This window comes from Pseudomonas sihuiensis (assembly GCF_900106015.1).
GTDB classification, from domain to species: Bacteria; Pseudomonadota; Gammaproteobacteria; order Pseudomonadales; family Pseudomonadaceae; genus Aquipseudomonas; species Aquipseudomonas sihuiensis.
Genome location: NZ_LT629797.1, coordinates 4,700,691 through 4,726,659, shown reverse-complemented (window position 1 = coordinate 4,726,659; position 25,969 = coordinate 4,700,691). Strand labels below are relative to the sequence as shown.

General features: G+C 64.1%; 31 protein-coding genes. 29 read left to right on the top strand and 2 right to left on the bottom strand.

Going from position 1 to position 25,969, the window contains the following annotated elements; translation table 11 throughout:
- Positions 1-3 precede the first annotated feature (3 nt).
- The gene (locus tag BLT86_RS22205) at positions 4-774 is read right to left on the bottom strand and encodes a ParA family protein (protein ID WP_074913752.1); all 771 of its coding nucleotides are present in this window, start codon (positions 772-774) and stop codon (positions 4-6) included.
- Positions 775-1,023: 249 nt separating this feature from the next.
- Here BLT86_RS22205 and BLT86_RS22200 point away from each other — a divergent pair, with 249 nt between their 5' ends.
- From BLT86_RS22200 to BLT86_RS22090, 23 genes are all read left to right on the top strand, one after another.
- Positions 1,024-1,740, top strand: coding sequence for a beta-ketoacyl synthase chain length factor (locus tag BLT86_RS22200; RefSeq protein WP_092379662.1), 717 nt, complete (start codon positions 1,024-1,026; stop codon positions 1,738-1,740).
- Positions 1,713-2,522, top strand: a complete 810-nt coding sequence (locus BLT86_RS22195) for a lysophospholipid acyltransferase family protein (protein ID WP_197676076.1) — start codon at positions 1,713-1,715, stop codon at positions 2,520-2,522. Before BLT86_RS22200 ends, BLT86_RS22195 begins: the two co-directional genes overlap by 28 nt.
- Positions 2,503-2,763, top strand: a complete 261-nt coding sequence (locus tag BLT86_RS22190; RefSeq protein WP_017678587.1) for a phosphopantetheine-binding protein — start codon at positions 2,503-2,505, stop codon at positions 2,761-2,763. The genes BLT86_RS22195 and BLT86_RS22190 overlap by 20 nt, the downstream gene beginning before the upstream one ends.
- A gap of 11 nt (positions 2,764-2,774) precedes the next feature.
- Complete coding sequence (locus BLT86_RS22185) at positions 2,775-3,041, top strand: acyl carrier protein (RefSeq protein ID WP_074913750.1); 267 nt, start codon at positions 2,775-2,777, stop codon at positions 3,039-3,041.
- A gap of 4 nt (positions 3,042-3,045) precedes the next feature.
- Positions 3,046-3,591 carry a COG4648 family protein gene (locus BLT86_RS22180; RefSeq protein ID WP_079784766.1) on the top strand — a complete coding sequence of 182 codons (546 nt, stop codon included), beginning with the start codon at positions 3,046-3,048 and terminating at the stop codon, positions 3,589-3,591.
- A complete protein-coding gene (locus BLT86_RS22175; RefSeq protein ID WP_092379659.1) occupies positions 3,588-5,252 on the top strand; it encodes an acyl-CoA synthetase family protein in 1,665 nt (554 codons plus the stop codon). Before BLT86_RS22180 ends, BLT86_RS22175 begins: the two co-directional genes overlap by 4 nt.
- Positions 5,245-5,991 carry a glycosyltransferase family 2 protein gene (locus BLT86_RS22170; RefSeq protein ID WP_092379656.1) on the top strand — a complete coding sequence of 249 codons (747 nt, stop codon included), beginning with the start codon at positions 5,245-5,247 and terminating at the stop codon, positions 5,989-5,991. Before BLT86_RS22175 ends, BLT86_RS22170 begins: the two co-directional genes overlap by 8 nt.
- A complete protein-coding gene (locus tag BLT86_RS22165; protein WP_074913926.1) occupies positions 5,988-6,935 on the top strand; it encodes an LpxL/LpxP family acyltransferase in 948 nt (315 codons plus the stop codon). The genes BLT86_RS22170 and BLT86_RS22165 overlap by 4 nt, the downstream gene beginning before the upstream one ends.
- A complete protein-coding gene (locus tag BLT86_RS22160) occupies positions 6,916-8,457 on the top strand; it encodes an HAL/PAL/TAL family ammonia-lyase (protein WP_092379653.1) in 1,542 nt (513 codons plus the stop codon). The genes BLT86_RS22165 and BLT86_RS22160 overlap by 20 nt, the downstream gene beginning before the upstream one ends.
- 83 nt (positions 8,458-8,540) lie before the next feature.
- Positions 8,541-8,966 carry an acyl-CoA thioesterase gene (locus BLT86_RS22155; protein WP_092379650.1) on the top strand — a complete coding sequence of 142 codons (426 nt, stop codon included), beginning with the start codon at positions 8,541-8,543 and terminating at the stop codon, positions 8,964-8,966.
- Positions 8,963-9,565 carry a LolA family protein gene (locus tag BLT86_RS22150; RefSeq protein WP_092379647.1) on the top strand — a complete coding sequence of 201 codons (603 nt, stop codon included), beginning with the start codon at positions 8,963-8,965 and terminating at the stop codon, positions 9,563-9,565. The genes BLT86_RS22155 and BLT86_RS22150 overlap by 4 nt, the downstream gene beginning before the upstream one ends.
- Positions 9,549-11,876, top strand: a complete 2,328-nt coding sequence (locus BLT86_RS22145; RefSeq protein ID WP_092379644.1) for an MMPL family transporter — start codon at positions 9,549-9,551, stop codon at positions 11,874-11,876. The genes BLT86_RS22150 and BLT86_RS22145 overlap by 17 nt, the downstream gene beginning before the upstream one ends.
- Positions 11,873-13,021 carry a cation:proton antiporter gene (locus BLT86_RS22140; protein ID WP_092379641.1) on the top strand — a complete coding sequence of 383 codons (1,149 nt, stop codon included), beginning with the start codon at positions 11,873-11,875 and terminating at the stop codon, positions 13,019-13,021. Before BLT86_RS22145 ends, BLT86_RS22140 begins: the two co-directional genes overlap by 4 nt.
- Positions 13,008-14,255, top strand: coding sequence for an NAD(P)/FAD-dependent oxidoreductase (locus BLT86_RS22135; RefSeq protein ID WP_092379638.1), 1,248 nt, complete (start codon positions 13,008-13,010; stop codon positions 14,253-14,255). Before BLT86_RS22140 ends, BLT86_RS22135 begins: the two co-directional genes overlap by 14 nt.
- Positions 14,256-14,411: 156 nt before the next feature.
- Positions 14,412-15,131 (top strand): class I SAM-dependent methyltransferase, encoded by a 720-nt coding sequence (locus BLT86_RS22130; protein WP_092379635.1) that lies wholly within the window; start codon positions 14,412-14,414, stop codon positions 15,129-15,131.
- Entirely contained in the window at positions 15,131-15,625 is a 495-nt protein-coding gene (locus BLT86_RS22125; RefSeq protein WP_017678574.1) for a hypothetical protein, read from the top strand. Before BLT86_RS22130 ends, BLT86_RS22125 begins: the two co-directional genes overlap by 1 nt.
- Positions 15,625-16,827 (top strand): beta-ketoacyl-[acyl-carrier-protein] synthase family protein, encoded by a 1,203-nt coding sequence (locus tag BLT86_RS22120; protein WP_017678573.1) that lies wholly within the window; start codon positions 15,625-15,627, stop codon positions 16,825-16,827. The genes BLT86_RS22125 and BLT86_RS22120 overlap by 1 nt, the downstream gene beginning before the upstream one ends.
- Positions 16,824-17,288, top strand: coding sequence for an ApeP family dehydratase (locus tag BLT86_RS22115; protein WP_017678572.1), 465 nt, complete (start codon positions 16,824-16,826; stop codon positions 17,286-17,288). Before BLT86_RS22120 ends, BLT86_RS22115 begins: the two co-directional genes overlap by 4 nt.
- Positions 17,281-18,024: a 3-oxoacyl-ACP reductase FabG gene (fabG, locus tag BLT86_RS22110; RefSeq protein ID WP_017678571.1), complete on the top strand. Its 744-nt coding sequence runs from the start codon at positions 17,281-17,283 to the stop codon at positions 18,022-18,024. Before BLT86_RS22115 ends, fabG begins: the two co-directional genes overlap by 8 nt.
- Complete coding sequence (locus BLT86_RS22105) at positions 18,024-19,250, top strand: beta-ketoacyl-ACP synthase (protein ID WP_017678570.1); 1,227 nt, start codon at positions 18,024-18,026, stop codon at positions 19,248-19,250. The genes fabG and BLT86_RS22105 overlap by 1 nt, the downstream gene beginning before the upstream one ends.
- 26 nt (positions 19,251-19,276) lie before the next feature.
- A complete protein-coding gene (locus BLT86_RS22100) occupies positions 19,277-19,666 on the top strand; it encodes a hypothetical protein (RefSeq protein ID WP_169886821.1) in 390 nt (129 codons plus the stop codon).
- Positions 19,667-19,767: 101 nt separating this feature from the next.
- Positions 19,768-20,208, top strand: a complete 441-nt coding sequence (locus BLT86_RS22095) for a hypothetical protein (RefSeq protein ID WP_017678568.1) — start codon at positions 19,768-19,770, stop codon at positions 20,206-20,208.
- Positions 20,209-20,273: 65 nt separating this feature from the next.
- Positions 20,274-20,867 carry an Sbal_3080 family lipoprotein gene (locus BLT86_RS22090; protein ID WP_033377663.1) on the top strand — a complete coding sequence of 198 codons (594 nt, stop codon included), beginning with the start codon at positions 20,274-20,276 and terminating at the stop codon, positions 20,865-20,867.
- Positions 20,868-20,887: 20 nt separating this feature from the next.
- On the opposite strand, the gene BLT86_RS22085 is transcribed toward BLT86_RS22090, so the two are convergent.
- On the bottom strand, positions 20,888-21,442 hold the full coding sequence (locus BLT86_RS22085; protein ID WP_017678566.1) for a methyltransferase family protein: 555 nt from the start codon (positions 21,440-21,442) through the stop codon (positions 20,888-20,890).
- A 62-nt stretch (positions 21,443-21,504) separates the two neighbouring features.
- Between BLT86_RS22085 and BLT86_RS22080 the strand changes: the two genes are divergently transcribed.
- The 6 genes from BLT86_RS22080 to BLT86_RS22055 are packed head-to-tail and all read left to right on the top strand — an operon-like array spanning position 21,505 to position 25,875.
- Entirely contained in the window at positions 21,505-21,909 is a 405-nt protein-coding gene (locus BLT86_RS22080; RefSeq protein WP_017678565.1) for a beta-hydroxyacyl-ACP dehydratase, read from the top strand.
- Entirely contained in the window at positions 21,902-22,786 is an 885-nt protein-coding gene (locus BLT86_RS22075; RefSeq protein WP_017678564.1) for an ABC transporter ATP-binding protein, read from the top strand. The genes BLT86_RS22080 and BLT86_RS22075 overlap by 8 nt, the downstream gene beginning before the upstream one ends.
- A complete protein-coding gene (locus tag BLT86_RS22070) occupies positions 22,783-23,973 on the top strand; it encodes an ABC transporter permease (RefSeq protein ID WP_017678563.1) in 1,191 nt (396 codons plus the stop codon). The genes BLT86_RS22075 and BLT86_RS22070 overlap by 4 nt, the downstream gene beginning before the upstream one ends.
- Positions 23,955-24,221, top strand: coding sequence for an acyl carrier protein (locus tag BLT86_RS22065; RefSeq protein ID WP_026088730.1), 267 nt, complete (start codon positions 23,955-23,957; stop codon positions 24,219-24,221). The genes BLT86_RS22070 and BLT86_RS22065 overlap by 19 nt, the downstream gene beginning before the upstream one ends.
- On the top strand, positions 24,218-25,327 hold the full coding sequence (locus BLT86_RS22060) for a beta-ketoacyl synthase N-terminal-like domain-containing protein (RefSeq protein ID WP_017678561.1): 1,110 nt from the start codon (positions 24,218-24,220) through the stop codon (positions 25,325-25,327). The genes BLT86_RS22065 and BLT86_RS22060 overlap by 4 nt, the downstream gene beginning before the upstream one ends.
- A complete protein-coding gene (locus tag BLT86_RS22055; protein WP_017678560.1) occupies positions 25,324-25,875 on the top strand; it encodes a hypothetical protein in 552 nt (183 codons plus the stop codon). Before BLT86_RS22060 ends, BLT86_RS22055 begins: the two co-directional genes overlap by 4 nt.
- Positions 25,876-25,969 lie beyond the last annotated feature (94 nt).

Sequence of the window (25,969 nt, the reverse complement as noted above, 5' to 3'; positions counted from 1 at the left end):
CCCTCAAGCCTGATTGAGCAGATCGTGCAATTCGACGAACTGCAGCGTCAGCTTGTGCCGTGCATCCAGATGGATCAGCGGAGTGCACACCTGGTGCGATTCGCGCATCTTTACCGAGCTCATCAGGTTCACCGGCAACACCGGCAAGCCCTCGGCGATCAGCTCATCCAGCAATTGCTGCGGCAAGGTCGCGCGCGGCTGGAACTGGTTGACCACGATGCCCTCCACCTCCAGAGCATCGTTATGGTCTTCCTTCAACTCGTCGATCTCGGCCAGCAGGCCATACAGGGCGTTGCGCGAGAAGCTGTCGCAGTCGAAGGGGATCAGCACGCGGTCAGCCGCAATCAGCGCGGAAACCGTATAGAAATTCAGTGCCGGCGGTGTGTCCAGGTAGATATGGTCGTAATCTTCGGCCAGTTCGTCGAGCAGTTTGCGCAGCTTGTTGATCTTGTGTTTCTGCTCCAGCTTCGGCTGCAGCTCGGCCAGCTCGGCCGTGGCGGTGACCACGTGCAGGTTGTCGAACGGCGTCTCGTAGATATCCACCTTGCCCTTCTTGGCGAAGGGCCCGGAAGACAGGGTCTGCTTGAAGAAGTCGGCAATGCCCATGGGAATTTCCTCGCCAGTGAGCCCGGTGAGGTAGTGAGTCGAGTTGGCCTGGGCATCCAGGTCAATCAGCAGCGTACGGTAGCCCTGCGCCGCACTGACCGCCGCGAGATTACAGGCGATGCTGGACTTGCCCACCCCCCCTTTCTGGTTGAACACCACACGTCGCATCGCCGCTCTCCCTGATCTGGAATGTTCCGAATTCTATGCAAAGCCCATGACAAGCACGAGACGTAGGCCACATCGCCATCATCCGCCCATCAGAAGAAGCTGCGCAACATTTGCACAGCGCCGCGTGCATCTAGATAATGCCCGCCCGAACAAGTACCGGCACTATGCCATGGCACTGACTGACGCGGTCTCTTTCAGGCGTATCGTCGTGCCGACCAGTATGCCCGGAGTGGCGAAAAGCCTCGTGCTATGAATTTCCAGATCGAAGGATTGCGCGCCTGGGCCCCCGGCCTGGAGTCAGAGGATGATTGGCGTGCCTGGTGCAACGCCCCCGTGGTCGTGCCCGACGACCAGCAACAGCCGGACGTGAGTTTCCTACCCGCCATGCAACGGCGCCGCCTCAGCCGGCTGGCGCGCATGCTGTTCCATGTCGCCTGGCCACTGGCCGAGGGGCGAGGCCCTTTACCCCTGGTGTTCGCCTCGCGCCATGGCGAAACCCCGCGCACGCTGGCGATCCTCAACGAGCTGGCGAAGGGCGAGCCGCTGTCGCCCACCCAATTCAGCCTGTCAGTGCACAACGCCATCATCGGTCTGTGGTCGATCCTGCGCGAAGACAATAGCGAAATGACCGCCATGGCCGCTGCCGGGGACGGCCTGGAACAGGCCATGCTCGAAGCCAGCGGGCTACTTGCCGAGGGCGCCCCCGCTGTTCTGCTGGTCATTGCCGAAGAGTTGCCGCCCGACCTCTATACAGCCTATATAGATGACGTACCCTTCTCGTACGCGCTGGCTCTGCTGCTGAAACCGGGCAAAACCTGGACCTTGAGCCTCGCACCTGCCGAATCCGGCTTACCCGCCGCCTGGCCACACCCCCTGAACCTGCTGCGCGCCTTGCATGGCGGGCAGCGAACGCTGACTCATTACTGGAAAGACCGCCAATGGACCTGGTCACGCAACGAGGCCTGAGCCCTTATAGCCCGCCTTATGCATGGAGGCTTGTCGCCACTGCACTGAGCTTCGCCCTGTTCGGCGTCGGCGGTGTACTGCTGCGCGTGCTGGTATTCCCGCTGCTCGGCCTGCTGCCAGGCGACGCCCTGCGTCGGCGTACCCGTGCACGCGCGGTGGTCAGCCGCACCTTTCGCCTATTCGTCGAATTCATGTTCCGCACCGGCGTACTCACCTATGAGGTCGAGGGTGCAGAGCGCCTGGGCCGCCCGGGACAGATGGTGATCGCCAATCACCCCTCGCTGATCGACGTGGTGGTGCTGATCGCCTTCATCCGCGATGCCAACTGCGTGGTCAAGCAGAGCCTGTGGGAAAACCCCTGCATGCGCGGGCCGATTCGCGCCGCCCAGTACATCAGCAACAGCGGCAGCATGGACATGCTTGACGAAGCTGCCGGCGCCCTGCAAAACGGCGAAACCCTGATCATTTTCCCCGAGGGCACTCGTACCGTACCTGGCAGCAGCCCGGAATTTCATCGTGGCGCCGCCGCGATTGCCGTACGCGGCGCCAGCGTGGTGACCCCGGTGGTCATCAGCGTGACGCCCACGACGCTGACCAAGGCCGAGCCCTGGTACAGCATTCCGTCGCGCCGTTTTCACTTTCGGCTGCGGGTCGGGGAGGATATCGATCCGCGCCAATTCACCGAGCAGGCGCCATTGCCGATAGCCTCGCGCAAGCTCAACGACCATCTGCACCAACACTTTATGAAGGAGCTCGCCTCAGATGAGCGATCTGCAACTTGAAATCAAGAACCTGATCATCGATGCCCTCGGCCTCGAGGACATGAGTGCCGATGACATTGGCGCGGAGCAGACTCTGTTTGGCGAAGGGCTCGGCCTGGACTCGGTGGACGCACTCGAGTTGGGGCTGGCAATCCAGAAGCGTTTCGGCATCAAGATCGACGCTGAGGCCAAGGACACGCGCAAGCACTTCGCCAACGTCGCGAGCCTGGCTGCATTCGTTTCCGCCCAGAAAGCTGCCTGAGGATTTCACCGATGCAAAGCCGTGAAGAAATCTTCGTCACCCTGCGTAGCGCCCTGGTGGAGCTGTTCGAGCTGGAGGCCGAGCGTGTGACCCTGGACGCCAGCCTGTATGAAGACCTGGAGATCGACAGCATCGATGCGGTCGACCTGATCGACCATATCAAGCGCCAGACCGGGCGCAAGCTCGCCGCCGAGGAGTTCAAGAGCGTGCGCAGCGTGGGCGATGTGGTCGAGGCCGTGTATCGCCTGATCAATGACACGCCTCAGACCCAAGACTGACCCCATGGCTCGCCTGTTTGGCCTGCTGTTGCTGATAGCCGGCGTGCTCTACCCGTTCGCCGTCTATTACGGCCTGGAGCATTGGTCGCCGCGTGTGTTCGCCGCGTTACTGGGCGGCCTCTGGCTGGCCCGCGCCCTGACGGCGCGTCGCCGGCCGGGCGGCCTGTGGCTGGCCGTGGCGGCGTTGGTGTTCTGCCTACTGCTCGGCGTCGCCAACGAACCGGTGCTGCTGCGCTGGTACCCGGTTCTGCTCAACCTGATGCTGCTGGCGCTGTTCGGCCTCAGCCTGAAGTTCGGCCCGCCGCTGGTGGAACGCATGGCGCGCCTACGCGAGCCGGAGCTGCCGGACGTCGCCGTGCGCTACACGCGCACCGTCACCAAGGTCTGGGCGCTGTTCTTCCTCGGCAATACCGTCCTGCTGATGGCACTGGCGATGTGGGCACCGCTGTCCTGGTGGACGCTCTACACCGGATTGATCTCTTACGGCCTGATCGGCCTGTTGTTCGCTGGCGAATGGTTAGTCCGCCAGCAGGTAAGGAAATACGAATGATCTGGCTGCCCCTCACTGATCTGTTGCTGGAGGCTCAGCCCGAGCGTCAGGTTGCCCTCCAACCCGCCCTGCATCATGCGGCGTTGCGTGAGCGCGCCCTGCGCCTGGCCGCCGCCCTGCAGGCGCGCGGTGTACAACGCGTGGCACTGTATCTGGAAGATGCTGCCGAGCTGGCCATCGCCCTGCTCGGTGCCTGGCGCGCTGGCGTCGAGGTGCTGCTGCCTGCCGACGCCCAGGTGCAGACACGTCAGCGCCTGACGTCCCAGGTCGACCTGTGGCTGGACGACATCGCCGAACTGGATGCCGAACCACTGCCAGGCGCACCGCTGCAGCCCGAATATTGCCGCCTGACCCTGTGCACCTCGGGCTCCAGTGGTGAACCCAAGCTGATCGACAAAAGCCTTGCGCAGCTGGCCAACGAGGTCGAGGCATTGGAGCGGTTGTGGGGCCAGAACCTCGGCCAGGCCACCGTCCTCGGCAGCGTCGCCTGCCAGCATATCTACGGCCTGCTTTTTCGTTTGCTCTGGCCGTTGTGCGCCGGTCGCCCCTTCTGTCGCCGCGCCCTGCCATTCCCTGAAGATCTGCAGCAGGCCAGCCTGAGCCAGACCGACTTTGTCTGGGTCGCCAGCCCGGCCCTGCTCAAGCGCATGGGCGACAATCTCGACTGGTCGGCACTGAGCTGCGTGAAACAGGTATTTTCCTCCGGTGGCGCGCTGCCCAGCGAAGCGGCCGAATCCCTGCACGAACGCCTGGGCCAGTGGCCGACGGAAATCTACGGCAGCTCGGAAACCGGCGGCATCGGCTGGCGCCAGGGCGACACAGCCTGGCAGCCGTTCCCAGCCGTCGAGCTGAGCCTCGATGAAACCGGCGCCCTGCGCATCGCTTCACCTTACTTGCCAGCCGGGCATATCGAACAGAGCGCGGATGCCGCCGAGATCGGCGCTGACGGCCGTTTCGTTCTGCGCGGGCGCCTCGACCGCATCATCAAGCTCGAGGAGAAACGCATCTCCCTGCCCATGCTCGAGCAGGCGTTGATCAGTCATGACTGGGTAACCGATGCCCGCCTTGGCGTGATTCAGGAAGGCCGAGCCTTCCTCGGCGCCGTGCTGGCCCTGAGCCCGAACGGCCTGCATGTCCTGCGTAATCAGGGCCGTCGCAGCGTGACCGAAACCCTGCGTCGACACCTGGCCGAACACTGCGAAACCATCGCCCTGCCACGCCGCTGGCGTCTGCTGCTGGAACTGCCCTACAGCAGCCAGGGCAAGCTGGCGCAGAGCCAGATCGACGCCCTGCTGGCCGCGCCGCGGCCAACGCGGGTGGAGCCTGTCAGCGCCGAACAGCGCGACGACGAATGGCTGCTGCAATTGCAGGTGCCACTGGATCTCGCCCATTTCACCGGCCACTTCCCGAAGACGCCGGTGCTGCCAGGCGTGGTGCAGGTGGACTGGGCCCAGCAGCTGGCACGCCAATTGATCATCGACCTGCCACCGCGCTTCGCCGGCATGGAAGTGCTGAAATTCCAGCAACTGGTGCGCCCCGGCGACACCCTGCAGTTGTCCCTGCGTTTCGATGCCGAACGCGGCAAGCTGTATTTCGCCTATCGCAATGGCGAGGCAGCCTGTTCTTCCGGGCGCATTCTGCTGGAGCAGGCCCATGGCTGAGCCAGGCTTCAATCCCTGCGCGGTGATCCCGGTGTACGACCACGAGCGGCCATTGCCCGGTGTGGTCGGGCAACTGCGCCGCGCCGGCTTGCCATGCCTGCTGGTGGATGACGGTTCCAACGCGACCTGCGCGGCGGTAATCGACGAACTGGCGCAGCAGACGAACATTCACCTGCTACGCCTGCCGAGCAACCAGGGCAAGGGCGGCGCAGTGATGGCCGGCCTGCGTGAGGCGGCGCGCCTCGGCTACAGCCATGCCCTGCAGGTAGACGCTGATGGCCAGCACGACCTGAGCACTCTTGACCAGTTCATCGCCGCCGCTCGCGCTCATCCGCAAACCCTGGTCTGTGGTTATCCGCAATACGATGCGAGCGTGCCCAAGTCGCGCCTCTACGCACGCTACCTGACCCACGTCTGGGTCTGGATCAACTGTCTGTCATTGCAGATTCGCGACTCCATGTGTGGCTTTCGCATCTACCCGCTGCCGGCCACCCTGGCCCTGCTCGATACGGTGAAACTCGGCCGGCGCATGGACTTCGACACCGAGATACTGGTGCGCATGGCCTGGCGCGAGCAGCCCATGCACTGGCTGCCGACCCGTGTGCATTACCCGGCCGATGGCCTCTCGCACTTTCGCCTGTGGCACGACAACCTGCTGATCTCCGGCATGCACGCCCGGCTGTTCTTCGGCATGCTGCTGCGCGCGCCGAGGATTCTATGGCGCAGGCTGGTCGCATGAGCGCTGCCGAGCACACCGATCACTGGGCTCGGCAGAAGGAGCGCGGCAGCTTTCTGCTGATGCGCTTCACCGTCGCCGCCGCGCGCCTGCTCGGCCGTCGCCCCCTGGTGCCGCTGCTGTATCTGATCGTCCTGTATTTCTACATCTTTGGCCGCAGCGCGCGGACCAGCATCCATCAATACCAGTACAACCTGGCGAACTGGGGCGCACGCCCCGATCTGCGCCCCAGCCGCCGTTCGGTACTGCGTCAGTTCCTGGCGTTCGCCGATAGCCTGCTGGACAAGCTCGACGTGTGGAACGGCCGCCTGCCGTTGCAGGAACTGCAACTGGTAGACCCCGGCAACCTGCGCCACACCTTGCATGACGGTAGCCGTGGAAGACTGCTGGTAGGCGCTCACCTGGGCAACCTGGAGGTCTGTCGGGCGCTGGCCGAGCTTGGCGAGCGGGTGCGCATGAACGTGCTGGTACACACCAAGCACGCCGAGCGCTTCAACCGTCTGCTGGGCGAATCCGGCGCCAGCCATCTGCGCCTGATTCAGGTCAGCGAGCTGGACCCGGCAATCATGCTGCAGCTGGCCGAGCGCCTGGAGCGTGGCGAGTGGCTGGCGATCGCCGGCGACCGCGTGCCGCTGCATGGCGGACGCAGTGTCACGGTCGATTTTCTTGGCCAGCCCGCCGCCTTCCCTCAAGGTCCCTGGTTGCTGGCCGGCCTGTTGCAATGCCCGGTCGGGCTGATGCACTGCCTGAAGATCGACGGGCGCTACCAGGTGCGCCTGGAACATTTCGCCGATGCGGTGAGCTGGAAGCGCAGCGAGCGCGACCAGGTGGTTCACGGCTGGGCACAACGTTACGCGCAGCGCCTGGGCGAACACTGCCTGGACGCCCCGCAGCAATGGTTCAACTTCTACCCTTTCTGGAAGCGAGATGACGACATACCAGCCTGAGCCGGTGATCTTCGGCGAGCGCGCCCTGACCATCGAGAACATCGTAGCCCTGTCGCAGCGCCAGGCCCGCGCCCAGTTGCAGGATGATGCCGCCTACCGGGAAAAGATCGCCAAGGGCGCGCGCTTCCTCGACACCCTGCTGGACAAGGAAGGCGTGATCTACGGCGTCACCACCGGCTACGGCGATTCCTGCGTGGTCGCGGTGCCGCTGCATCAGGTCGAGGCGCTGCCCAAGCACTTGTTCACCTTCCACGGCTGTGGCCTGGGCAAACTGCTCGACGCGCCGAGCAGCCGCGCCGTGCTAGCCGCCCGTTTACAGTCGCTGTGCCACGGCGTTTCTGGCGTGCGCGTAGAACTGCTGGAACGCCTCCAGGCGTTCATCGAGCACGACGTGCTGCCCCTGATTCCTGAAGAAGGCTCGGTCGGCGCCAGCGGCGATCTCACCCCGCTGTCCTACGTCGCCGCCACCCTCAGCGGTGAGCGCGACGTGCTGTACAAGGGCGAGCGGCGCAGCGCCGCCGAGGTGCATGAAGAACTCGGCTGGACGCCGCTGACCCTGCGCCCGAAAGAAGCCCTGGCGCTGATGAACGGCACCGCCGTGATGACCGCCCTGGCCTGTCTGGCCTATGCCCGCGCCGACTACCTGCTGAAGCTGGCGACACGCATCACCGCGCTCAATGTGATCGCCCTGGAGGGCAATCCGGAGCACTTCGACGAGCGCCTGTTCGCCGCCAAGCCGCATCCGGGCCAAACCCAGGTCGCCGCCTGGATTCGCCAGGATCTGGCCGTCGAGGCGCCGCTGCCGCCACTGCACCGCCTGCAGGATCGCTACTCGATCCGCTGCGCGCCGCACGTGCTTGGCGTGCTGGCCGACAGCCTGGGCCTGCTGCGCCAGTTCATCGAGATCGAACTCAACAGCGCCAACGACAACCCGCTGTTCGACGCCGAGACCGAGCGCACCCTGCACGGCGGGCATTTCTATGGCGGGCACATCGCCTTCGCCATGGACAGCCTGAAGAACCTGGTGGGCAACGTCGCCGACCTGCTCGACCGTCAGCTCGCCCTGCTGGTCGATACCCGCTACAACCATGGCCTGCCGAGCAACCTGTCCGGCGCGCCGGCTGCAACGGCGATGATCAACCACGGCTTCAAGGCCGTGCAGATCGGCGCCAGCGCCTGGACTGCCGAAGCGCTGAAAAACACCATGCCGGCCAGCGTGTTCTCGCGCTCCACCGAGTGCCACAACCAGGACAAGGTGAGCATGGGCACCATCGCTGCACGCGATGCCCTGCGCAGCCTGGAGCTGACCGAGCAGGTCGCCGCCGCCACGCTGCTGGCCGCCAACCAGGGCGTCTGGCTGCGTGAGCGCGCCGGCAAGCAGGACATCCCCGAGCCACTGGCCGCCATGCGCGAGCAACTGGCCAGCGATTTCCCGCCGGTGATCGAAGACCGCGCCCTGGAAGGCGAGCTGCGCCTGTGCCTGGAGCGCATCCGCAGCCAGCACTGGAGGCTGTATGCCTGAGCTCGCTCTGGTGCGCATGGCGCACCCTACGATCCTCTACCGCGTAGGGTGCGCCGTGCGCGCCTTTGGTAAAGGATCTCAACATGCGTAAGTCAGGCGTATTGCAGGCGGAAATCGAACTGCAAGTGCAGTTCTATGACGTCGACATGATGGAGATCGTCTGGCATGGCCATTACGTCAAATACTTCGAGCAGGCGCGCTGCGCCCTGCTCGACAAGCTCGATCACAATTACCGGCAGATGCGCGACTCCGGCTACGCCTGGCCGGTGATCGACCTGCAGGTTCGCTACGTGCGCGGCGCCCAGTTCGGCCAGCGCATCATCGTGCGCGCCGACCTGGTGGAATGGGAAAGCCGCTTGAAGATCAACTACCTGATCAGCGACGCCGAAACGGGTGAGCGCATGACTCGCGGCAGCACCGTGCAAGTGGCCGTGGAAATCGCCACGCGGGAAATGCAGTTCGCCTCGCCACAGGTCTTCATCAATGCCGTACAGAGGGCCATCGCGTGAAACGCCTTCTCGGTGCAGCTCTGGGCTTTATCCTGCTCGGCACAGCCCATCTGGCGCTGGCCTTCGACCTCGACCAGCTCAGCGAGCAACTCGGCGAGCCCGAGGTGGTGCGCGGCACTTTCATCCAGGAAAAACACCTGCGCGCCCTGCCGCAGCCGCTGACCAGCCGTGGCACCTTCGTCCTGGCCAAGGATCATGGCCTGCTCTGGCTGCTCGAACGCCCGCTGCAGCAGGACTACCGCATCGACACGCAGGGCATCGCCCGGCGCGGCGAGCAAGGCTGGCAATTCGTCGCCCAGCAAAGCGCCACCGCTCAGCAGAACCGCCTGTTCCTCGCCGTGCTCAAGGGCGACAGCAGCGGTCTGCGTCAGGATTTCGAGCTCAGCCTGAGCGGCACAGCCGAGTCCTGGCAGCTCGACCTGACGCCTCGCAGCGTGCTGCTCAAGCAGGTATTCAAGGCCATCGTCATCAATGGTGGTGAGCTGGTGCAGCGCATCGAACTGCAGGAAACCCAGGGCGATAGCACCGTGCTGCGCCTTGAGGACAATCAGGCCGACCAGTCCCTGAGCGATGCGGAGCGACATGACTTCCAGAGTTGAATACTGGGGCTCACGGCTGTTCCCGCTCGCCCTGCTGCTGCTCGTTGTCGTTGCTGCCTGGCAGTGGCGCGGCGGCGCGCCGATCTCGGCCAACCTGCTGGAACTGGTCCCCAGCGGCACGCCGGACGCGCCCGAACAGCAGGCCGTGCAACGCATGCAGGAGCCGCTCAACCGCGAGCTGCTGGTGCTGATCAGCCACCCGCAGCGCGAACAGGCACTGGCGCTGACAGCCGAACTGGGCACACGCTGGCAGCAGCAGGCGCTGTTCGAGAGGGTGCAGTGGGATCCGCAAGCCGACCTGTCCGGCATACGCCAGCAATTGCAGGATCAACGCCTTGCGCTGTTGCCGGCTGCCGACCGTCAATTGCTGATCGACAACCCGGCCGCCTTCGTCGAGCGGCGTGTGCAGGATCTGTTCGACCCCTTTCGCAGCCAGGGCGTAGTCGCCACCAACGATGACCTGCTCGGCCTCAGCACCTTGGTGGAGAAAGGGCTTCCCCACCACCACAATGTCCAGGTCGATCTCAGCGGCGCGCTGATCGCCGAAAGCGAGGGGACCACCTGGGCCCTGCTGCGCGCCCGCACCAATGCAGACGCCTTCGACGGCAACCTGGCGCTGGCCGTGGACGATCTGGTCACCCAGGCTCGCAACGAGGTGCAGGCAGGCGGCGGCCAATTGCTCGCCAGCAGCGGACTGCTGTATTCCGCCCACGGCCAGCGTGAGGCCACTCGCGAAATCAGCCTGATGGGCAGCATCGCCAGTGCCGGCGCCCTGCTGATGATGCTGCTGGTGTTTCGCCGGGTACGCGTACTGCTCGCCTTCATTCCCGCAGCCATTGGCGTGCTCGCTGGGCTCACGGCCTGCGTCGCGGTGTTCGGCCATGTTCATGTGATGACTCTGGTGCTGGGCGCCAGCCTGATCGGCGTGGCCATCGACTACCCTCTGCACCTGCTGTCGAAAAGCTGGACGCTGCAACCCTGGGATAGCTGGCGTGCCCTGCGCGCCACCTTTCTTGGCCTGACCCTCGGTCTGCTGACCAATGTCATCGGCTATCTGGCCCTGGCCTTCACCCCATTCCCGGCACTCAAGCAGGTGGCGATCTTTTCCGCCGCCGGCCTGCTCGGCGCCTATCTGAGTACTCTATTTCTGCTGCCAACGCTGCTCGGCAAGGCCGCGCTCCGTCCCTGGCAAGCGCCGCATGCTCTGGCACAGCGTCTGCTCGACCGGCGCGAAGCCCTGCTAAGCAAACTGCCCACACCCTGGCTGCTGTTGATCTTCGCCCTGTTCTGCGCCGGTGGCCTGTTGCAGCTCTCGCACAAGGACGACCTGCGTCAGTGGGCCAGCGTGCCGCCACAATTGCTGGAGCAATCGAAAGCCATCAGCCAGATCGTCGGTATGCAACCGACCAGTCAGTTCTTTCTGGTGCGCGCCGACGATGAGGAGCAATTGCTGCAACGCCAGCAGTCTTTGAGCCAGCGCCTGGACAGGCTGGTGGAACAAGGCCAGTTGAAGAGCTATCTGGCGTTGAGCCAGCTGATGGCGCCGGCCACGCAGCAGGAGGCACTGCGTCAGGCCGTGGCACAGCTGCCGAGCCACAGCGCCGCACTCAGCGAGCTGGGCATCCCCGCCGACGCCATCGCGCGGGAGGCTCAACAGCTGCAAGCCCTGCCGACGCTGAACATCGACCAGGTGCTCGCCGCGCCGCTCAGTGAGCCCTGGCGACCACTCTGGCTGGGCAACACCGATAACGGCCAGGTCGCCGGCTTGATCAGCCTGCAAGGCTTGACCGACAGCGACCTGCTCGCCGCCCGGGCCGAAGGCCTGGACGGGGTGAAGCTGGTCGACCGCCTCGGCGAACTCAATCGCCTGTTCGCCGCCACGCAAGTCAGCGCCGCCGAACTCAAGCTGGCCTCCTGCCTGCTGATCTTCGCCGTACTGTGCATCTTCTTCGGCGCACACGGCGCCGCTCGCGTACTGGCGGTCTCTCTATTGGCCGCACTGGCCAGCCTGGCCAGTCTCGGTTGGCTTGGCCAGCCGCTGACCCTGTTCAGCCTGTTCGGCCTGTTGCTGGTCACCGCCATCGGCGTGGACTACGCCATTCTGATTCGCGAACGGGTCGGCGGTGCGGCCACCAGCCTGCTCGGCACGCTGCTGTCGGCACTGACCACCTGGTTGTCGTTCGGCCTGCTGGCCGTTTCCAGTACGCCTGCAGTAAGCAACTTCGGCCTGGCCATCAGCATCGGCCTGGCCTTCAGCTTCCTCCTCGCCCCCTGGGCGGGTGACGCGCTGGCCAAGGATAAGCAGACATGACGGTCGCCCTGTTCTGGCTGCTGGCCCTGGCCATCTATGCGCTGGTCGCGGTCGTCGCTGGGCGCCGCCTGGTTCCCATCGTCGGCCAACTGCTGGTGGCAGCACTCGCCATTCCGGCGCTGCTGTTGCTGTGGGCCGAGCCGCACTGGCAACTGAGCGCGGCCGAGCTGCTGGCGCCCGATTGGCTGAACCTCGCCTACGGCCTGTGCTTCGCGCTGCTGCTCGGCTATATCCTCAGCGACGTGATCGACCTCGATCTCAGCCAGGCCTGCGTGAAGATCGCCCTGCCGAGCTTTCTCGTGCCGATGCTGGCTGGCCTGGCCTGCTCGCTCTGGCTACTGCCCGGCGAGCGCGGCTGGCTGAGCGCGGTGGGCATTGGCCTGCTGTTCTCCATCACCGCCATCCCGGTGCTCTATCTGTTCCTGCAGAGCATCGGTTACCCGGCCGCCGCCAGCAAACGCCTGCTGCATGCGGCAATCCTGATGGATTTCATGTGCTGGAGCCTGTTCGGCCTGGCCCAGGGCAGCAGTCAACCGGCGACATTGCTCTGGCCGCTGCTGACGGCGCTGCTGCCCGTGCTGCTGCGCCTGCTTAAGCTGCGTCATCCGTCGTGCTACAGCCTGCCGTTCTTCGCCCTGATGCTGCTGTTCCAACAACTGGGGCTGAACGCTCTGGTGTTCGGCATCGCCTACATGCTGTGTCTGGGCTACCTGAAGCAGCCGTTCGTGCTGCCATTGGCGCAGCGTCACTGGCAGCTGCTGATGAATGGCGTGGCTGTCCCGCTGATTCTCACTTACGGCGTGCTGCGCGTGGATTTCCATGGCCTGGGTCAACACATGTCCTGGCTGGTGATAGGTACCCTGCTGGCGCTGCCGGTCATCAGCAAGGTGCTTGGCAGCTGGCTGGGCCTGCATTGGGCGGACCCGGCCGCGTCGGCGCGGATCAAATGGCGTGAAAGCCTGCTGCTGAACATCCGTGGCCTGACCGAAATCGTGTTCCTCAACCTGCTCCTGCAGCTCCAGCTGATTGATTCAACGGTGTACTTCGGCCTGCTGCTGATGAGTCTGTTCTCTACTCTGTTGCCTGCCCTGCTGGGCCGGCACACCGTCAATCATGAAGCGAAAGCCCGCTATGAAATCTCCTGAATTCGAACAACGTCAGATCGTCGTCATCGGTGCCGGCCCGTCCGGCGCCATCGCCGCCGCCATCCTCAAGCGCCAGGGCCACGACGTACTGCTGCTGGAGCGCCAGCGCTTCCCGCGCTTTTCCATCGGCGAAAGCCTGCTGTCGCACTGCCTGGACTTCGTCGAAGAAGCCGGCATGCTCGAAGCCGTCCAGGCCGCCGGCTTTCAGACCAAGCATGGCGCCGCGTTCGCCTGGGGCGATCGTTACACCAGCTTCGATTTCCGCGACAAGTTCACCGAGGGCAAGGGCTCGACCTATCAGGTGATCCGCGCCGACTTCGACAAGCTGCTGGCCGACGAGGCCGAGCGTCAGGGCGTGGAGATTCGCTACGAGGAGGAAGTTTTCGCCGCTGATTTCTCCGGCGATTGCCCACGGCTGTCGGTACGCCGCCTGAGCGACGGCTTTGAATACCAGGTCGAGTGCGCCTTCGTCCTTGATGGCAGCGGCTATGGTCGCGTGCTGCCACGCCTGCTCGACCTCGACACGCCATCGGCCTTCCCGGTACGCCGCGCGGTGTTCACCCATATCGAGGACAACATCGACCCCGCCTCGGGCTTCAACCGCGAGATGATCCTCATCACCACCCATCCAACCCTGCGTGACGTGTGGTTCTGGACCATCCCGTTCAGCAACGGCCGCTGCTCGCTGGGCGTGGTCGCCGCGGCCGAGCACTACGAGAACTACCCGAAGGATCTCGATGCCTGCCTCAAGCAGTTCGTCGCCGAAACCCCTTCGCTGAGCAAGGTGCTGGGCAATGCCGTGTGGGATACTCCGGCGCGCGAGATCAACGGTTACTCGGCCAACGTCAAGAGCCTGCATGGGCCAGGCTTCGCCCTGCTGGGCAATGCCGCCGAGTTCCTCGACCCGGTGTTCAGCTCCGGTGTGACCATTGCCATGCGTTCGGCAAGCATGGCCGCCGGGCTGTTGCATCGTCAGCTGGGTGGCGAGACGGTGGACTGGGAGAACGAGTTCGCCATCCCGCTCAAACGCGGTGTCGACACCTTCCGCGTCTATGTCGAGGGCTGGTACGAGGGCTCCTTCCAGGACGTGATCTACTACGAAAAAGCCTCCCCGGAGATTCGCCGCATGATCAGCTCGATCCTTGCCGGCTACGCCTGGGACAGCAAGAATCCCTATGTTTCCGAACCACGCCGACGCCTGCGTGTGCTCGCAGAGCTTTGCTCCCAAAACTGAGAACCTACTTACGATCAGCTGCGCGTCGGCCCTACGGCGTTAGAAACAGGCTCGGAATGCTCATTTACAACTCGTAAACTCCGCTTCCTCGCCTGTTTCTGCCTTGTATGGCGCTAGCTCGCTAGCTCGTAAATAGGTCCTAAACAAGGATCGTCGATGACCACTCTCCGTCCCGTCTCGCCCACCTACGTCGAAGAAACCCGCTTCGGCTTCTGGTTCCTGCAGAGCCACGTGTGGCAACACCATGTGCTGCGGGTAGCGATCAACGACCTGGTGCGCCTTACCGGCAGCCCGTTGCCACAAGCGCCCGTGCTGCTCGATGCCGGCTGCGGTCAGGGCCGCTCCTTCGGTCTGCTCAACGCCGCCTTCGCACCGGCGCGGATGATCGGTCTCGACGCCGATCCGCACAGCCTCGAGTGCTCGCACCGCGAGGCCGAGCGCCTGGGCCTGAAGGTCGAACTGATCGCCAGTGACTGCGCCTCCATCGACCTGCCCGACGCCAGCGTCGACCTGCTGTTCTGCCATCAGACGCTGCATCATCTGGTGGAGCAGGAGAAAGCCCTGGCCGAGTTCTGGCGCGTGCTCAAACCCGGTGGCCGTCTGCTACTGGCCGAATCGACCAAGTTCTACATCGACACCTGGGTGATCCGCTGGCTGTTCCGCCATCCGATGCACGTACAACGCAGTGCCGAACAGTACCTGGACATGCTGCGCGACCAGGGCTTCCAGTTCGACGATGCCAGCGTTTCCTACCCCTATCTGTGGTGGAGCCGGGCCAAGGACTTCGGCCTGCTGGAGCGCTGGGGGCTGATGCGGCCAAAACCCGTCGGCCAACGCGACGAAACGCTGCTCAACGTAGTGGCGTGCAAACCGTGATGCCACGCATACTCCTGCTCGTCGCCAGCCTGCTGCTGGGCGCCTGCGCTGCACGCACCCCTGTGCCGTCAGTGGCCCCGGCATTGGTCGCAACGCTGCCGCTCACCCTGCAGATCCAGCGTGAACAGGCAGACGTGCGTCAGGACTGGCTACTGGTGATCCAGCAGGAGGGTCCTGCCCTGCGCTGGTCGCTGATGGACCCGCTCGGTATCCCGCAGGCGCGCCAGCTACTGGATGCCGGACAATGGCGCAACGACGGCCTGTTGCCACCCAACACCGAGGCCCGCGAGCTGTTCGCCGCACTGCTGTTCGCCCTGACCCGCGCCGACGCGCTGCCGGCTTACCCGGCTGGCAGTTGGCAACAGGAGAACGATGAGCGGCGCCGACTCGCGCCAGACTGGACCATCGATTACCACGGCCCTGTGGATTTCACCCTTGGCAAAACCGGCCTGAACTACCGGATACGCGCACTGAACCTGGAAGAAAGCGACTGATGCCCCGCTCCCCAACCCCCGGCTACCTCAATGCACTCGGCCTGCTCTGTGCACTCGGCGAAGGCAAGCAAGCCGTGGCCGATGCGCTGTTCGCCGGTGACACCTCGGGCATGCGCGCCGAAGAGGGCTGGGTCAACGATCGCAGCCTGACGGTAGGCGCCGTGCACGTCGATCTTCCCGCCATGCCTGCAGATTTCGAGGCCTCCCACAGCCGCAACAACCAGTTGCTGCTGGCCGCTGCGCAACAGATCGAGCCCGAGCTGCGCGCAGCCATCACCCGTTTCGGCGCGCAGCGCGTCGGCCTGGTGCTGGGCACCAGCACCTCAGGCATCCGCGAAGCGGGCGAGCATATCGCGCACCATCTCAACGAAGGCACGCTGCCCGCCGAATACAACTACGCCCAACAGGAAATGGCCGCACCGGCTAACTTCCTCGCCGACTGGCTGGGCCTGACTGGCCCGGTGTACTGCCAGTCCACAGCCTGCACCTCCAGCGCCCGTGCCATGCTCAGCGCTCATCGCCTGCTCAGTCAGGGTCTCTGCGATGCAGTGATCTGCGGTGGCGTCGACAGCCTGTGTCGCCTCACCCTGAATGGCTTCTCGTCGCTGGAGGCGGTTTCGGCCGAACCCTGCAATCCGTTCTCGGTGAACCGCCACGGCATCAATATCGGTGAGGCGGCGGCGTTGTTTCTGATGACCCGCGAGCACGGCCCCATCGCCTTCTTCGGCGGTGGCGCCACCTCCGACGCCCACCATATCTCCGCACCGCACCCGGAAGGCCTCGGTGCCCGTGCAGCCATGGAGAAGGCGCTGGCCAACGCCGGCATCGCCGCCAGTGAAATCGACTATCTCAACCTGCATGGCACCGCTACGCGGCATAACGACGTGATGGAGAGCAAGGCCGTGCACGCCCTGTTCCCCACGGGTCTGCCTTGCTCCTCGAGCAAACCTATGACCGGCCACACCCTGGGCGCCGCCGGCGCGCTGGAAGCTGCCTTCTGCTGGCTGACCCTGAGCCAATACAACCGCGACGGCCTGCTGCCACCGCACCTCTGGGATGGCCAGCACGACCCCGAACTGGCGCCCCTCCAACTCGTCCGGCCTGGCGACCGCCTGGCACGTGACCAGGGCCGCTACCTGATGAGCAACTCCTTCGCCTTCGGCGGCAACAACGTCGCACTGATCCTGGGAGATGCCCCATGAGCCTGTGGCCCGTCGCCGAACTGGTGCCCCACGCGGGCAACATGGTGCTGCTCGATGAAGTATTGAGCTGCGATAGCGAAGCGATCGAGGTACGCCTCGTCGTACGCCCGGACGGCCTGCTCAGCGATGCCGACGGCAACCTGCCAGCCTGGACCGGCATCGAGCTGATGGCGCAGGCCATCGCCGCTTTCGCCGGCGTCCAGGCCAAGCGCGCCGGTTTGCCGGTGGAACTGGGTTTTCTGCTAGGCACGCGCAAGTACGCCTGCAACGTCGAGTGTTTCCCCGCTGGCAGCGAGCTGCGCATCCGCGCCCTGTGCTCGCTGCAGGACGACAACGGCATGGGCGTGTTCGAATGCCATCTGCAAGGCCCTGACATCCATGCCGAAGCCCGTCTCAATGTGTTCCGCCCGCCGCAGCCGGCGGTCTATCTACAAGAGCAGCAAGAACAATCCCATGACTGAAAGCACTTCCGCCCCCACCGTTCTGGTCACCGGCTCCAGCCGCGGCATCGGCCGCGCCATCGCCCTGCGCCTGGCGCGCTCGGGCCATGACATCGTCCTGCACTGCCGTTCGCGCCGCGATGAGGCCGAAACCGTGCAGGCGCAGATCGCCGAGCTGGGTCGCCAGGCGCGCATCCTGCAGTTCGACGTATCCGATCGCGCCGCTTGCCGCGAGGCGCTGGAGGCCGATGTCGAGCAACACAGCGCCTACTACGGCGTGGTGTGCAACGCCGGCCTGACCCGCGACGGCGCCTTCCCGGCGCTGTCCGAGGAGGACTGGGATCAGGTGCTGCGCACCAACCTGGACGGTTTCTACAATGTGCTGCACCCGCTGACCATGCCGATGATTCGTCGCCGCGCACCAGGTCGTATCGTCTGCATCACCTCGGTGTCGGGTCTGGTCGGCAACCGCGGTCAGGTCAACTACAGTGCGTCCAAGGCCGGCGTGATCGGCGCTGCCAAAGCCCTGGCAATCGAACTGGCCAAGCGCAAGATCACCGTCAACTGCGTAGCACCTGGCCTGATCGATACCGAGATCCTCGACGAGCTGGTCCCGGTGGACGAGATTCTCAAGATGATCCCGGCCGCCCGCACGGGCACCCCCGAAGAGGTAGCCGGTGCGGTGAACTTTCTGATGTCCGACGAGGCGGCGTACATTACGCGCCAGGTTCTCGCGGTGAATGGTGGTTTGTGTTGATGAAACGTGTAGTCGTCACCGGCATGGCCGGTATCACCTCGCTGGGCAGCGACTGGCCAACCATCTCGGCCGCGTTCAAGGCCGGCAAGAGTGGTATCCGGCGCATGGACGAATGGGACCGCTTCACCGAGCTGAACACCCGTCTGGGTGGGCCGGTGGACGATTTCGTCCAGCCCAAGCACTGGAACCGCAAGCAGACCCGTAGCATGGGCCGGGTGTCCAAGCTGGCCGTGTATGCCGCCGAACGCGCCATGGAGCACGCCGGCCTGCTCGGCGATCCGTGCATCGCTGACGGGCGCATGGGTGTAGCCTGCGGCTCGTCCACCGGCAGCACCGAGGAGGTCAAGGCCTTCGGTAACATGCTGCTGAACTCGGTGGCGGACGGCCTCAATGCCAACTCCTATATCCGCATGATGCCGCACACCACGGCGGCCAATATCAGCATCTTCTTCGGCCTCAAGGGCCGCCTGATCCCGACCTCCAGCGCCTGCACCAGTGGCAGCCAGGGCATCGGCTACGCCTACGAGGCGATCAAGTTCGGTCGCCTGAAGATGATGCTCGCCGGTGGTGCCGAGGAGCTGTGCCCGACCGAAGCCATGGTCTTCGACGCGCTGTACGCCACCAGCCTGAAGAACGACGCGCCACACACCAGCCCGCGCCCCTACGACAGCGGCCGTGACGGCCTGGTAATCGGCGAAGGCGCCGGCATCCTGGTGCTCGAAGAGCTGGAGCACGCCCTCGCCCGCGGTGCCACCATCCATGCCGAGATCGTCGGTTTCGGCTGCAACTCCGACGGTCAGCACGCCACCAAGCCGGTGCAGGAAACCATGCGCGGCGCCATGCAGCTGGCACTCGATGACGCCGGCCTGGAACCCTCGGCAATCGGTTACGTCAACGGCCATGGCACCGCTACCGAACAGGGCGACGTCGCCGAGACCCTGGCCACCAGCAGCCTGTTCGGCGCACAGATGCCGATCAGCTCGCAGAAGAGCTACCTCGGCCATACCCTGGGCGCCTGCGGGGCGCTGGAGTCCTGGTTCAGCATCGAGATGATGAATTCGGACAGTTATGTCTACACCCTGAACCTGGACGAAATCGACCCGGCCTGCGGTGAGCTGGACTATCTGCGCGGCGAGTTCCGCCAGATGAGCCATGAATACGTGATGAACAACAACTTCGCCTTTGGTGGCGTGAACACCTCGCTGATCTTCAAGCGCTGGCAATGACCTTCAACTGACAAGGAACATGGATGATGTCTCGTTTCACTCGATTTGCTCTGATCGTTGCGTTGCTGCTGGGCGTCGCAGCCTGTACGTCAAAGCCGGTGATGAACATTGAGAACCGCACACCCACTTCGGCGGCCAGGAATGAGGATGATATGCGCAGGGCTATTCTCGCCGCGCTGCAAAGCCGCCAGTGGACGGTCGAGCGTGCCGACCGGGGCAACATCATGGCGTTGATTCAGCGACGCAGTCACCAGGCCGAGATCACCATTCCCTACAGCGCGTCGAGCTATTCGATCCGCTACCGCGACAGCCAGAACCTTGGCTACAAAGACGGCAAGATCCATCGCAACTACAACAAGTGGATCCATAATCTGGATCGCAGCATCCAGCAGGAACTGAACAGGGCGTCCTTCTAGCAGGTGCCTGGTTGGTAACGGCCTGTTCATCAGTGCTACAGGCCCAAGCGCAGCAGACGTTGAACGAGCTTTTACATACAGTGATATTCAAGGAGATAACCATGCAAGCAAAAATCTGGAGCACTGCCGCACTTCTCTCCGTCGCCCTGATGCCCGGCCTCAGCCAGGCGCGCGACACCGCTCACTTCCTCGACTTCCAGTCGGTGGTCAACGAAGCCACCCAGGCTGGTCGTCTCGACGGTTCAGTGAAGTTCTACCTGAACAAGACCCCGGCTGGTGCTCAGATCATCAACGCCAACGTCACCACCAGCCAGAAGACCAACGCCTTCAACAAGAGCGATGAGGAAGCCTGCAGCTGGGTTCTGCAATCGGCCCTGATCAAGTTGCAGAACGCTGCCAAGGCCGCCGGAGCCAACGCAGTGGTCGACCTGGCCAGCAACTACAAGAACAAGGAATACCGTGACGACAGCAAATACGAATGCCATGCCGGCGCCATCATGGCCGGTGTCGCGCTGAAGGCCAAATACGCCAAGGTGAAGTGACACCAGCGGCACTCACGCAAAGGCCACCGTCGAGGTGGCCTTCTCACGCAAGGAAGCCCTCTCCCATGTCGAAACTACGCATTGCACTGCTCTTGCTCGCAACGGTAACCCTACTAGGCGGTTGCACTGCTACCCGGGTCACGCCACTAAAGGCGGCGGCCGACCAGATGTGTATCGAAGAGAACCCAAAAGTTCAGGTCAACGACTTCGTGCCCGTACTGCAGGAAGGCTTCGCACGGCATGGAATCCAGACGCAGATCTACTCGCAGATTCCCAGAGCAGACTGCCCTTACGTGGTGACTTACACCGCCCGCCGCTCCTGGGACATGGCGCCGTACCTATCCACCGCCGAAATCACCATCCTCGGCCCGCGGCGCCAGACACTGGCCAAAGCCAACTATCACCTGCGCGGCAAGGGCGGCCTGTCGCTGATGAAATGGCAAGGCACCAAAAGCAAGATAGACCCGGTCATCGACGAGCTGCTGGCCAGCGCACAGTTGAGCAGCGCAGCCCCACCTCCCGCACAGACCCACTCGACAGCCGAGCCACGCAAGAGCCTGGATGAACGCGTGCGTGAGCTGCAGCAGCAAAAGCTCGGCTATGAGGATTATCAACGCGCCTATCGGCAGCTTCTGCTGGAGCACCAGAGCGGACAATAGAGCAGCTGAGCGCTGAGATCTCAGAGCACGAGTGGCAAGAACATCCAGCTACGCCCCATATACTCGCGGTAGGCCTCGCCGAAATAGGCCAGGCACTCGCGCTCCTCACAACGCGCGGCACACCACAGCAGCACGCTGGAGAGCACTGCCAGCAACACGATCAGCATATCGATACGCTTGAAAGCGATGCCCCAGGCCAGCAGCAGCAACGAGCAGTACATGGGGTGCCGGATGTAGCGGAAGATGCCGCCCGTCACCAGCTGCGACGTGCGTTCGAAAGCAAATAGCTCATCATCCTGGCGCTGCTCACCGGCCTGACCAAAACGGCGCATCTGGTACACGCCAGCGAACAGCACTGCCAGCGAAAGACTCAGCAGCACCCAGGATATGCGCTGATGCAGTTCACCCCGGTCGCCGAACCAGAACGGCGCATTGAGTACCAGCATCAGCGCCATCACCTCCCACGCAAGAAAACGATAGAACCCGTGACTGCGTGGATTGCCCAGGGTGCGCCATGAAATTCCCACCAGCAATGCGCTGAGCGCCACAAAAGCCACCAACTGCCAGATCGTCACTGCATCCTCCCTCTATCCCTGCTCTGATACACTGCGTCGCCCGTATGCACCGACCGACCGCCATGGATCGTACCCAACTGCACACACTGCTGCCGCACCAGGGCGACGCTCTCTGGCTGGATGCATTGGTCGATCATGACAGCCTCAATATCCGCGGACTCAGCGCCTGGCATCATCTCGACAAGCTTGGCGAAAATGCCTCGCCTTGCCTGCTGTTCGAGGCCGCAGCCCAACTTTGCGCCGCACATGGTGCCCTATACGGCGAAGCGGATGCCATTGAAATGGCCCTGGTCGGCAAACTTTCCCAGCTCAATCTGCACCCGGTCACACGCTGTGCAGAGCCGCTGCTGGTCAGCGCCCAACAGGAGGCGTTGAGCCCCGCCGGCGCACTCTACGCCTTTGCCATACAGGCTGGCAGCCAAATGCTGCTGGACGGCAAACTGCTGCTGGTACTCGTCCGTGCTTGAGTTACGTGACGTCAGTTTTCGCTACCCAGGTGCAGACGCTTCGGCTCTGCAAGGCATCGATCTGCAGCTAGAAGAAGGCCAGTGCCTGGGCCTGCTCGGCAGCAATGGCGCAGGCAAGACCACACTGCTCGCGCTGCTTAGCGATACCCTCACCCTGCAGCAGGGCGCTATTCGTTGGGATGGCCCGCGTAGTCTGGGCCTGGTGCCGCAGCAACTGGCGTTCTACGCCGAGCTCACGGTCGCCGAAAACCTCGCGCTGTTCGCCGATCTGTACCGCCTGCACGGCGCCCAGCGCCGCCAACGCCTGGAGCTGTGCATCGCCAGCTGCGCCCTCGAAGACAAGCTGTCGCGCCGCGCCGCACGCCTGTCCGGTGGCGAGCAACGTCGTCTGAATTTCGCCATCGGCCTTTTGCAGCCGGCGCGCCTGTATCTGTTCGATGAAGCCACAGTCGGCGTCGATGCCGGCAGCCGGCAACTGCTGCTCGATGCCGTAGAGCGACTCGCTGCGCAAGGCCATGGGGTGATCTACACCAGCCACTATCTGGACGAGGTCGAGCGCGTGGCTGGGCGCATCCTGCTGCTGCATGAAGGCAAGGTACGTCTCGATGTCGACAAGCAGCAGTTGCTCGATGGCGGCCACGGCCTGTTGCTGGAATGGCCGGAGCAGGTTCCCGCCGGTTTTCAGCAACTGCTCGACCAGCTGCAGCTGAGCGCCGAGACGCTGCCCGACGGCCTGCGCATCGGCAATCTGGACAGCCAGCAATTGCTGGCGATCACCCAGTTCCTTGCCACACAGCCGAGCCCACCGAGCCTGCTGCGCTTTGGCCGGCCCTCGTTGGAGCAGCTCTATCTGAGCCTCAACGGAGGCCGCCTGTGACCCCGTTGCTGGCGCTGGTGCGCAAGGAATGCCTGCTGCTGCTACGCGACCCGCATGCGCTGGCGGTGCTGTTCATCATGCCGATCCTGTTTCTCGTGCTGATGGCCGCCGCGCTGTCCAACTACCTGAGCGACCAGCCGCCGCCCCTCGACCTTGTGCTCGCGGCTCCGCAGCACAGCGAGGCCAGTGCGTTCTTCCAACAGGCCTTGCAGGAGCAACTGCCAGGCAGCCGGGTGCTCGTCAGCAGCGACGAAGCTCTACCGCACATCATCCTTGCCGATGACTTTAGCGAGACGCTGCTGGACACGCCGCACACAGGCCCCGCACTGACCTATCCCGCGCGCGTCGACAGTCAGACCCGTCAGCGCCTGCGCGCCGCGGTCAACATCGCCCTGGCCCAGACCCGCCTGCTCGCCTACCTGGAAGACAGCGACGCACTGCCGCAGGACATGGACGCAGAGCAGCGCCTGCAACTCATCCGCCAGCGTACCCAAAGCCAGCTCAGCGAGCTGCAGGTGCTGGCCAGCGGCGAGCTCAGCGGCAAGGCCAACGCCAGCCAGTTGAGCGTGCCAGCCTGGCTGATCTTCGGCATGTTCTTCGTCGCCCTGCCGATGGCCGGCGGCTTCCAGCGCGAACAGCAGAGCGGCGCGCTGCTGCGCTTCCGCGCGCTGGGCCTGAGCCCTGCCACCCTGGTGCTGAGCAAACTGCTGCCCTACCTGGTGATCAACCTGTTGCAGTTCGCCCTGCTGCTGGCCATCGGCGTATACGTGCTACCGCTGCTCGGGCTGAGCGGCCTGAGCCTTCCCGGTTCGCCACTGCCATACGTGCTACTGGCCCTGAGCCTGAGTCTGGCCGCCTGCAGCCTGGGCCTGTTGCTGGCCGCCCTGGCGCGTAGCAGCGAACAGGCGTTGCTGCTTGGTGGTGGCCTCAATATCATCCTCGCCGCAATCGGCGGCATCATGGTGCCCAAGAGCGTGATGCCCGAGGCCATGAGCCAACTGGCAGAAATCTCGCCGATGAGCTGGGCGCTGGACGCCTTCCTGACCCTGCTGGTGGGCCAGGGAACGCTCGCCGACATCGCCCCTGACTGTGCCCGTCTTCTGCTGTTCGCCATCCTGCTGGGCGGCGCCGGGCTTTACCTGTTCCGCAAACGAGTGCAGCAAACGCAATGGACCACACACTACTAGAACAAGAACTCAAGCAATTGCTGATCCGTGAGTGCGACAAGGAAGACGACATCGACTGGCAGAGCATCGCCGATGACGAGCCGCTGTTCGGTCAGCAGAGCCGCATCGCCATGGACAGCCTCGATGCTCTGCAGGTGTCCCTGGCCCTGCAGCAGCACTATGGCGTTCGCATCGAGGGCGCCAAGGATGGACGGCGTATTCTCAACAGCATCGCCAGCATTGCGGCCTTTATCAGGCAGCAGCCGTGACACCCATCTACCTCCAGCGCGGCGCCCTGCACAGTGCGCTGGGTGTCGAGCTGCGCAGTGCTGGCAATGCGCTGCGGCAAGGCTCACGTGCGCTTCCCAGCTCGTTCCTGTTGCACGAATTGCAGCAACCGCGCGCCTATCTGAGCGTCGCCGACAGCGGCGAAAGCCGCGACCAGCGTTTTGATCGCCTGATCGGCGAGACACTGGGTGAACAGCCGCAAGACCTGAGCGACTGCCTACTGATCGTCGCCAGCACCAGCCTCGACATCAATGACCTGGAAACGCTGGTGGCAAGCGAAGGCGGCTTTCGTTCGGAGCATTCGACGACACTCGACCTGCTGGCCCGCACGCTACAGCAACGCTGGGGCTTCGCTGACGCCTTCACCCTCAACACTGCCTGCACCAGCGCCGCCAACGGCCTGCTGTATGGCGCACGGATGCTCGCCGCCGGCCTCTACGAACGTGTACTGGTACTGGCCTTCGAGACACCCAGTGCCATCGCCCAGCAAGGATTCGGCGCACTCGACCTGACCAGCCCGAGCGGCGCCTACCGGCCCTTCCACCCTGAGCGCGACGGTCTGATTCTTGGCGAAGCCTATGCCGCCACGCTGCTGGCACGGGAGCCCGGCGAGGCGCCGCTGGCGAAGCTGCTCGGCGGCTTCAGCGCCTGCGACACCAGCAACCTGACCACCACCTGCGAGGACGGCAGCCATATCGACTGGGTGATGCGTGAGGCCCTGCGCAGTGCCGGTGTCGACTCCGGGCAGATCGGCCTGGTGAAGCTGCACGGCACGGCCACAGGTGCCAATGACCGTGCAGAGAGTAATGGCGTGCGCCTGCTGTTCGGCGACGCGCTGCCGCCGCTGTGCGTACTCAAACCCTGGCTCGGCCATACCCTGGGCGCCTGCGGCCTCAGCGAAACTTTGCTGCTCGTGGAAAACCTCGCCAGCCTGCCAGGTGTGGACTACGCCGCCGAAGCCCTGCTGCCACTGAATGGCGCACCACTGACCATCGAGCCAGACAGCCTGCTGCTGGCCAACTTTTTCGGCTTCGGCGGCAACAATGCCAGCCTGGTACTGCAGCGCTGCACGGGAGAACAGGTATGAAACCGGTCATCGCCGCTTGCAGCGTTCGCGGAGATGCAAGCTGCTCCGACAAGGATCTCAAGACCGCTCTGGGCCAGTGGCTGGCTGCCCCGCCACGGCGCATCGACCGCCTGATCCTGCAGGCCCTGCTCTGCACGGCGCCATTGAAAGCCCAGGTACATAGCCGCTGCGGCCTGTACCTGGCGTCGCAGCATCCGGCCCGCGCCACCATGGGCGCCTTGCTCGATGCTGTTTGTGTGCATCAGCGCCAACCCAAGCCCTTCGAGTTCGTCAACAGCGTGAGTAACGCTGCCGGCTTCCACGTCGCCTCACAACTCGGGTTGGAAGGTCCAAATCTTTTCATCGGCGCAGGTCCAAACGTCTGGAAGCAACTCCAGGCGCTGGCCGCCCTGGATCTCGGCGACGGCCTGGTCGATCAGGCGCTGCTGGTGGTGATCGAGGAGAACGGGGACTTTCAGGCACAGGCGGTGTTGGTCGAAGCGCCCACGAAAGCACAGGACTTTGCCGGGCTGACGGCAGGCATCGAAGTCCTGCATCTGCAGCTCTAGCCTGACTTATCGATGGCATTGGTGGGCTGAAGCCCACCCTACGGGGGCTGCAGATGCGGTTCGGTAACTGTAGGGTGGGCTTCAGCCCACCGCG

What these genes read in the sequence shown, in the direction of transcription:
- BLT86_RS22140 (WP_092379641.1), top strand. Translation starts at nt 11,873, where the DNA reads ATGACGGTCGCCCTGTTCTGGCTGCTGGCCCTGGCCATCTATGCGCTG.
- BLT86_RS22095 (WP_017678568.1), top strand. Translation starts at nt 19,768, where the DNA reads ATGCAAGCAAAAATCTGGAGCACTGCCGCACTTCTCTCCGTCGCCCTG.
- BLT86_RS22175 (WP_092379659.1), top strand. Translation starts at nt 3,588, where the DNA reads ATGATCTGGCTGCCCCTCACTGATCTGTTGCTGGAGGCTCAGCCCGAG.
- BLT86_RS22155 (WP_092379650.1), top strand. Translation starts at nt 8,541, where the DNA reads ATGCGTAAGTCAGGCGTATTGCAGGCGGAAATCGAACTGCAAGTGCAG.
- BLT86_RS22105 (WP_017678570.1), top strand. Translation starts at nt 18,024, where the DNA reads ATGAAACGTGTAGTCGTCACCGGCATGGCCGGTATCACCTCGCTGGGC.
- BLT86_RS22200 (WP_092379662.1), top strand. Translation starts at nt 1,024, where the DNA reads ATGAATTTCCAGATCGAAGGATTGCGCGCCTGGGCCCCCGGCCTGGAG.
- BLT86_RS22065 (WP_026088730.1), top strand. Translation starts at nt 23,955, where the DNA reads ATGGACCACACACTACTAGAACAAGAACTCAAGCAATTGCTGATCCGT.
- BLT86_RS22185 (WP_074913750.1), top strand. Translation starts at nt 2,775, where the DNA reads ATGCAAAGCCGTGAAGAAATCTTCGTCACCCTGCGTAGCGCCCTGGTG.
- fabG (WP_017678571.1), top strand. Translation starts at nt 17,281, where the DNA reads ATGACTGAAAGCACTTCCGCCCCCACCGTTCTGGTCACCGGCTCCAGC.
- BLT86_RS22135 (WP_092379638.1), top strand. Translation starts at nt 13,008, where the DNA reads ATGAAATCTCCTGAATTCGAACAACGTCAGATCGTCGTCATCGGTGCC.
- BLT86_RS22165 (WP_074913926.1), top strand. Translation starts at nt 5,988, where the DNA reads ATGAGCGCTGCCGAGCACACCGATCACTGGGCTCGGCAGAAGGAGCGC.
- BLT86_RS22180 (WP_079784766.1), top strand. Translation starts at nt 3,046, where the DNA reads ATGGCTCGCCTGTTTGGCCTGCTGTTGCTGATAGCCGGCGTGCTCTAC.
- BLT86_RS22190 (WP_017678587.1), top strand. Translation starts at nt 2,503, where the DNA reads ATGAGCGATCTGCAACTTGAAATCAAGAACCTGATCATCGATGCCCTC.
- BLT86_RS22195 (WP_197676076.1), top strand. Translation starts at nt 1,713, where the DNA reads ATGGACCTGGTCACGCAACGAGGCCTGAGCCCTTATAGCCCGCCTTAT.
- BLT86_RS22120 (WP_017678573.1), top strand. Translation starts at nt 15,625, where the DNA reads ATGCCCCGCTCCCCAACCCCCGGCTACCTCAATGCACTCGGCCTGCTC.
- BLT86_RS22125 (WP_017678574.1), top strand. Translation starts at nt 15,131, where the DNA reads ATGCCACGCATACTCCTGCTCGTCGCCAGCCTGCTGCTGGGCGCCTGC.
- BLT86_RS22090 (WP_033377663.1), top strand. Translation starts at nt 20,274, where the DNA reads ATGTCGAAACTACGCATTGCACTGCTCTTGCTCGCAACGGTAACCCTA.
- BLT86_RS22145 (WP_092379644.1), top strand. Translation starts at nt 9,549, where the DNA reads ATGACTTCCAGAGTTGAATACTGGGGCTCACGGCTGTTCCCGCTCGCC.
- BLT86_RS22080 (WP_017678565.1), top strand. Translation starts at nt 21,505, where the DNA reads ATGGATCGTACCCAACTGCACACACTGCTGCCGCACCAGGGCGACGCT.
- BLT86_RS22100 (WP_169886821.1), top strand. Translation starts at nt 19,277, where the DNA reads ATGTCTCGTTTCACTCGATTTGCTCTGATCGTTGCGTTGCTGCTGGGC.
- BLT86_RS22115 (WP_017678572.1), top strand. Translation starts at nt 16,824, where the DNA reads ATGAGCCTGTGGCCCGTCGCCGAACTGGTGCCCCACGCGGGCAACATG.
- BLT86_RS22055 (WP_017678560.1), top strand. Translation starts at nt 25,324, where the DNA reads ATGAAACCGGTCATCGCCGCTTGCAGCGTTCGCGGAGATGCAAGCTGC.
- BLT86_RS22130 (WP_092379635.1), top strand. Translation starts at nt 14,412, where the DNA reads ATGACCACTCTCCGTCCCGTCTCGCCCACCTACGTCGAAGAAACCCGC.
- BLT86_RS22170 (WP_092379656.1), top strand. Translation starts at nt 5,245, where the DNA reads ATGGCTGAGCCAGGCTTCAATCCCTGCGCGGTGATCCCGGTGTACGAC.
- BLT86_RS22160 (WP_092379653.1), top strand. Translation starts at nt 6,916, where the DNA reads ATGACGACATACCAGCCTGAGCCGGTGATCTTCGGCGAGCGCGCCCTG.
- BLT86_RS22205 (WP_074913752.1), bottom strand. Translation starts at nt 774, where the DNA reads ATGCGACGTGTGGTGTTCAACCAGAAAGGGGGGGTGGGCAAGTCCAGC.